This is a genomic window from Wolbachia endosymbiont of Atemnus politus (assembly GCF_013309895.1).
In genome coordinates this window covers 1-6,590 of the sequence record NZ_JAAXCS010000076.1, presented here as the reverse complement: position 1 = coordinate 6,590, position 6,590 = coordinate 1, and the positions used below count along the sequence as shown (strand labels likewise).

At 35.7% G+C, this 6,590-nt stretch carries 5 protein-coding genes and 1 pseudogene; all 6 read left to right on the top strand.

Going from position 1 to position 6,590, the window contains the following annotated elements; all coding sequences use genetic code 11:
- The first annotated feature begins 299 nt into the window (after nucleotides 1-299).
- Nucleotides 300-2,747, top strand: coding sequence for a valine--tRNA ligase (locus HET73_RS05345; RefSeq protein WP_174134145.1), 2,448 nt, complete (start codon nucleotides 300-302; stop codon nucleotides 2,745-2,747).
- A 73-nt stretch (nucleotides 2,748-2,820) separates the two neighbouring features.
- Nucleotides 2,821-3,531, top strand: a complete 711-nt coding sequence (locus HET73_RS05340; protein ID WP_174134144.1) for a hypothetical protein — start codon at nucleotides 2,821-2,823, stop codon at nucleotides 3,529-3,531.
- 164 nt (nucleotides 3,532-3,695) lie between these two features.
- Nucleotides 3,696-4,004 (top strand): hypothetical protein, encoded by a 309-nt coding sequence (locus tag HET73_RS05335; protein ID WP_174134143.1) that lies wholly within the window; start codon nucleotides 3,696-3,698, stop codon nucleotides 4,002-4,004.
- A 134-nt stretch (nucleotides 4,005-4,138) separates the two neighbouring features.
- Nucleotides 4,139-4,816, top strand: coding sequence for an orotidine-5'-phosphate decarboxylase (gene pyrF, locus HET73_RS05330; RefSeq protein WP_174134142.1), 678 nt, complete (start codon nucleotides 4,139-4,141; stop codon nucleotides 4,814-4,816).
- Nucleotides 4,817-5,089: 273 nt separating this feature from the next.
- On the top strand, nucleotides 5,090-6,286 hold the full coding sequence (locus HET73_RS05325; RefSeq protein ID WP_174133488.1) for a phage major capsid protein: 1,197 nt from the start codon (nucleotides 5,090-5,092) through the stop codon (nucleotides 6,284-6,286).
- Nucleotides 6,287-6,408: 122 nt separating this feature from the next.
- Nucleotides 6,409-6,590: pseudogene (locus HET73_RS05320) on the top strand (hypothetical protein); the annotation flags it as partial.

The window sequence follows — 6,590 nt, the reverse complement described above, 5'->3', positions numbered from 1 at the left end:
TCTTCAAATACATCTTGTTCATCTTCTGAATCAATCTCGTTACCTTCGTTAGAAGAGATGTTTGACGATGTATAATTATTACGTGAAAAGTAGCTTTTTATGCTTAATATCAAGCTAATCCATGCGAACTTGATCTGATTAAGTATTCCACTAAAACCTTCCATTGTTTTTTCCCTCTAATCTATTGTTAAAAATTATAATAGAATAAGTTAAATAATAAGTAAATATCAATAAGACACATTAAAATTGCCGTATTTGCTCAATTGTGCTAACTTAGAGCTTAAAATTGGGCAATGTTTATGTTAGAAGAAAAATACAGCTTCCAGGAAATTGAGAACAAATACAACATATTGTGGGAAGGCAGTAAAGTTTATAAGTGGAATGGTGAAAAGGATAACACTTTCACTATAGACACACCTCCGCCGACAATATCGGGTAAATTGCATATCGGCCATATATTTAGCTATTGCCACACAGACTTCATTGCCAGGTTTCAGCGCATGCTGGGAAAAGATGTGTTTTATCCAATTGGGTTTGATGATAACGGGCTTCCTACCGAAAGATTGGTTGAACAAACCTATAAAACACGTGCAAAAGAAGTTGGCAGAGAAAAATTTATAGAGATGTGCCATGAAGTTATTGAAAAATCAAAACAAGAATTCAAGGAACTATTTAAATCGGTCGGCATTAGTTATGACTGGAGTTTGGAATATCACACGATCAGCAAGGAAACTGTGACACTTTCTCAAATGTCGTTCATTGATCTGTATAATAAGGGATATGCATATAGAAAGATGCAGCCTATCCTTTGGGATCCGGTTGACAAAACCGCAATTGCGCAAGCGGAAATAGAAGACAAAGTCTTTGAGTCATCCTTAAATACGATAGTTTTTTCCACTGAGGAAAATGAGCAGATCAAAATTGCAACTACGCGACCTGAGCTGCTTCCAGCATGTGTTGCAGTTTTTTGTCATCCAGAAGATGAGCGCTACACCCATCTGATCGGAAAAACAGCTACAGTAGCAATAACAGAGACAAAAGTTCCGATAATAGCTGATGATAAGGTTAAAGTAGATAAAGGCACTGGGCTTGTTATGTGCTGTACGTTCGGCGATGAACTCGACATATATTGGCAGCAAAAGCATAATCTACCGATGAAAATTATCATCGATCAAGATGGGAGAATAAGCCTTTATGATGTCATTCCAGTGCTTGACACTGGAATCTACAATGAAATAAATGGACTAAAGGTTAAAGAAGCAAGAAAGAGGATGATTGAAATCCTAACTAAAAAAGGACTTTTGATAGAAAGCACTAACATTTCTCATTCTGTCAAGTGTGCAGAAAGATCTGGTGCACCACTTGAGATATTGCCTACTTATCAATGGTTTATCAAGATTTTAGAGCAAAAAGCTCAAGTATTAGATAAAGTAAAAGAATGCAATTGGCATCCAAGCAATATGCGTAAACGCATGGAAGTGTGGATAGAAGGGCTAAATTGGGACTGGTGCATCTCAAGACAGCGCTATTTTGGTGTGCCATTTCCGGTTTGGTATTCAAAACGTAAAGGAGAAGAGGGCAAAATCATCCTACCTGAAGTGAAGGATTTGCCTATAGATCCACTCAAAGATTTGCCAAAAGGGTATAGCAAAGAAGAGGTTATCCCAGATCAAGATGTAATGGATACCTGGGCCACAAGTTCAATTACTCCTCAGCTAAGTGCACTGGCAGTAAACAGTGAGTTTAGCTTACCAAATCATCGCTATAATACAATATTTCCTGCAGATCTGCGCAGCCAGAGCCATGAGATAATAAGAACTTGGGCTTTTTATACTATTTTAAAGGCACATTATCATGCAAATTCTTTACCTTGGAAAAACATTATGATCAGCGGTTGGTGTTTGGCTGATGATAAAAAAAAGATGAGTAAATCAAAAGGTAACATCATTACTCCTCATGTAATGCTTGATACCTATGGAGCTGATGTAGTGCGTTATTGGGCAGCAAACTCAAGGCTTGGAGTTGACACAGTTTACTCTGAAAATATATTCAGGATTGGCAAACGCCTCGTTACAAAACTTTGGAATGCTAGCAAATTTGTTTCCATGTTCATGGAGAAGCATCAAGCATTGAGCATAAATTCCGCTTACGAGACAATGGATAAGTGGATATTGTCTAAGTTATACAAAGTTATAGAAAGAGCAACGAATAACCTATTGCAATTTGAATATTGCGAAGCTTTGGGTACAGTGGAAGAATTTTTCTGGAAAGATTTTTGTGATAACTACTTGGAATTAGTAAAAAAACGCGCGTACGGAAGCAGTTTAAGTGCAAAACAAAGCTTGGTGTATGTACTGAATATTATTTTGCGGTTGTTTGCACCTTTTTTGCCATATATTACAGAAGAGATATATCACCAGTTGTATAGTTATAATTCTGTACACAATCAAAGTAATTGGCCGAGCAAAGAAGAACTTATCTACGATAAATATTCAGAGGAAATGGGAGATAATGTTATTCAGATATTAAACATTATCAGAAAGATGAAGGCAGATAATAATGTATCAGTTAAGCATCTGATAAAAAAGTTGATGATAAAAGCGAGCGTACAAGAGGATAAGTTGAATCAATCCGCGCAGAATGATTTGCAGGCAGTTTGCAATGCTGAAGTGATAAAGTGGAGTGAGGATATACGATCAGGATTTGAAGCTGAAAATGGAAAATTTGTTGTAAATGTAGAACTATAATGGATATTTTCCTTTACAGATAAGAGAATTTTAACAAGTATACACAACATTATTACCTTTTTATGGGAAAGTAATGAGTAGCTTGTTTAAAAAAGCCAATGTGCCTTATCTTATAGCCAGTTCCTTGGCTACTCTTACATTAATTTCATCTTTGGTGCTTGCTGTAACTTCTAATATACCTCTGCCTCTGATCCTCGCTTTAGCTGTACTATCTGTTTTGGTGATTGTACTTTCGTGTAAAGCGATTGGGAATAATAGGGAAGTAGGGGCTAATAGAGATAAATTTGCTAAAAAAGAGCAAGAGTTGGAAAATAAAATCACTTTAGAGAAAGGAGCTAGAGAAAATGTAGATAGACAAGTGGAGAAGTTAAATAGTCAATTAAATGAATTAACGCAGGAGAAGCAAGGTGCAGACGAAGAGATAAACAAATGGCAAAGTATTCTTTCTGAAGCAAAAGAATCTTTTGAGCACGAATTAGATGTTAAAACGAATCGTATAGTTGAATTATGTAGAATGGTAAACGGATTAGAAGGGATAATAAATGCACCTTATAGACAAGAAAAGAAACCATACCGTGAACAACAAATAAAAGAGTTACGTTGTAACCAAATAAAGGAGTTACACTATAAACGAATAAAGGAATTTTGGCATCGTAAAATTTCACGTTTACGTGAACAGTTACAAGAAGCAGAAAGTAGCCTAGCTCAAAAAAATGGATATATAGCAAGATTAGAAGGGAAAATAAATAATATTAAATATGAAGAATCAAAAATAGAGAATTAGATGAACTGCGATGTAAGGTTGCGAAACTTATCCAAGAAAATGAAAATTTATCTAAAAAATTAGAAGAGCAGTCTAAAGAATTAAATGATGCAAATGATCTCCTCGGAAGTCAGTCTGTTGAGCTAGAAGAGATAAATAAACGTTATGGTAATCGGGTAAAAAAATTGAAAGGTTTACTTTTGGAGCAAGATAATAAGATAAGGCAACTCCAGGAAGATTTATCAAAAAAGAAAAAAGAAGAAGTGGATTTCATGCAATGGATGATAGAATATATAATAGGCGAGATAGAAAGATTAGTAAAAGGAAGTGAAGAAATTAGAGGTGATGATAAAAAAGTAATATTACAAGTAATGCAAAAAATAAGTTCTGTATTGGAAGAAGAAGTCGCACGATGTTTACCAGATGAAACTTCGCATGCGGCAGAAGATCTCGGATATATCAGTAGGTGTTCTACTCCGGTTGGACGCTACTGATGTTCTACATTAACACAGAACTCAAATGAGACCTGGCTAATGCCTATAGGATTTTTATATCTTTCTGAGTAAAAGAAGTTGCGAAATGCAATGTTATTCTTATAGTCTAGAAAGATTATGCGAGGAAGTATGTAATGAACCCAGTAGTATGTGCTCTAGACACGCAAGATTTGGATGAAGCCATATCTTTGGCTAATACTCTATGTGATAAAGTTAGTATGATAAAGCTGGGGTTAGAATTTTTCGCTGCTCATGGTCCTTCTGGAGTAAGAGAAGTTACGAAATGCAATGTACCAATTTTTTTGGATCTGAAATTGCATGATATTCCAAACACTGTAGCTAAAACAGTTGAAGCAATAAAGGTTCTGGGTGTTGAAATGTTAACATTACATATCAGTGGTGGAACAAGAATGCTAAAGGAAGCTCTAAGTGTAGTGAAAGGTACAGAAATGAAACTGATTGGGGTAACCGTGCTGACTAGTATGAGCGATGAAGATTTGAATGAGCTTGGAGTAGCAAAAGAGGTGAAATCGCAGGTAATTTTGCTTGCAAGGCTTGCAAAAAAGATTGGGCTGCATGGTATAGTCTGCTCAGCGCTGGAGGCTCAAGAAGTGCGCAAAGAGTGTGGTAAAGACTTTAATATTATTACTCCGGGAATTCGTGTAGATCCAAGTCATGATGACCAAAAAAGGACAGCAACACCAAAGGAAGCGATGAATTCAGGAGCCGATTATATCGTGGTTGGCAGGCCCATTACAAGAAGCGGCAATCCTGCAAATAGTGCAGAATTGATATTAAGATCATTAACTTGATTGAGGCTGCAGAAAAAAATTAAAAAAGTGCTTGACATGAAAAAAACAGACATTTATAATGTTGTTATCTTTCATATTTTTCCTCACTTAACTAAGTTAAGTGTCATATTTAATATATGGTGCTACTTAAGTAGCACCATATATTTTTCTGGTCTATGTTTTCAGTAGATAAATAATACAAATATTGTAATGTAAGCTACCAAGAAAACTAGATCCTACAAATACAATAGTTGTCTTATCTCCATTCTAATTTTATTTTCAAAGGAGGCTATTATGTCACTTACCGATATTACTCACCGTGTTGATGAGTTAGTTTCATCGTGGGAACAATTTAAAATAATAAATGATTGCAGGCTAAAAGAAATTGAGAGTAAGGGGCGTGCTGATTCTGCAACAGTTGAGCAGTTATGCAAGATAAATAGTAACATTGATAATTGCAAAGAACGCTTGGATTTAATTGAAACTGCAGTTCAACGGCCAGAAGTTAGTAAAGATTTTAGCACAAGCGATAAGCATTTTTCTGATTATATCCGCAAGGGAGTGGAAAGCGGTTTATCACGCAAAACTCTCAGTGGAGATGATGGCGATATTGGAGGATATTTAGTTACTCCACATATTGTAAAACGCATAAACAAGCACTTAACTGACTCGTCTCCAATGTGGCAAATATGTTCCAGTCAAAGAATTTCCACTGAAACATTGGATTATATTATAGAAGACTATAAACGTGCTAGTGCAGGTTGGAGTGGTGAAACAGTGGATGATGAAAGTGGTGGCAGTAAATCTAAATATGATTTTGCAAAAGACACGGATACACCTAAAATCCAAAAGATTTCCATTACAACTTACGAGTTATACGCTCAACCTCAAATATCGCAGAAGCTACTTGATGATGCATTTGTCGATGTTGAAAGTTGGCTAGTAGAAAAAGTTGCCGAAACTTTTAGGAAAGAAGAAAGCGAAGCCTTTATTCAGGGTGAGGGTACTTTTCAACCCAAAGGAATTTTAGCTTATGAAGATGGAAATGGTTATAATAAGGTAGAGCGAGTTAAAACTGACAAATTGGATAGCGATGCAATAATGGTACTATACTATTCTCTAAATGAGTATTACTCTAAAAATGCATCATTTTTGATGAACAGAAGTACATTGAAGGACGTTAGGCTACTGAAATCTCAAACAGGTCAATACCTTTGGCAACCGAGTTTGTCGCTTGAAGCTCCGGATACTTTAATGGGAATACCGGTATATCAATCTTCTGATATGCCACCTGCACCGAACAATCAGCTACCGGTAATTGCAGTGGCAGATTTCAAGCAAGCTTATAAGATTGTAGATAGCAGAGGGATGAGAATACTGAGAGATCCTTATACGAATAAACCTTATGTGAAGTTTTTTATCACGAGGCGTGTCGGCGGAGAGGTTGTGAACACCAGTGCCATTAAATTGTTGCAGGTAAGCAAGAACTGAAAACTTCCGCGCCGTTTTACTTTTTTTACCACATATTTTCTCTTTAAAGTAAAAAATAGTTGACATATTAAATTATTTATGAAATAATTAAGTTAATTTATTATTAATTTAAGGAGTAAAATATGTGGAAAAGCATAAAAAAGTTTTTTAAGTGGATTGCTGATCACACGGGAATTTCGTGGATTGCAAGAAAAATTTCATCAGGGTGGAATAGTGTTAAAAACTGGTGGTCTGGTCAATCACATAAAAATCATTTAATTGAGCTAATAAGGGGCAGATCTGATGATTGGGGTATTATTAAAGA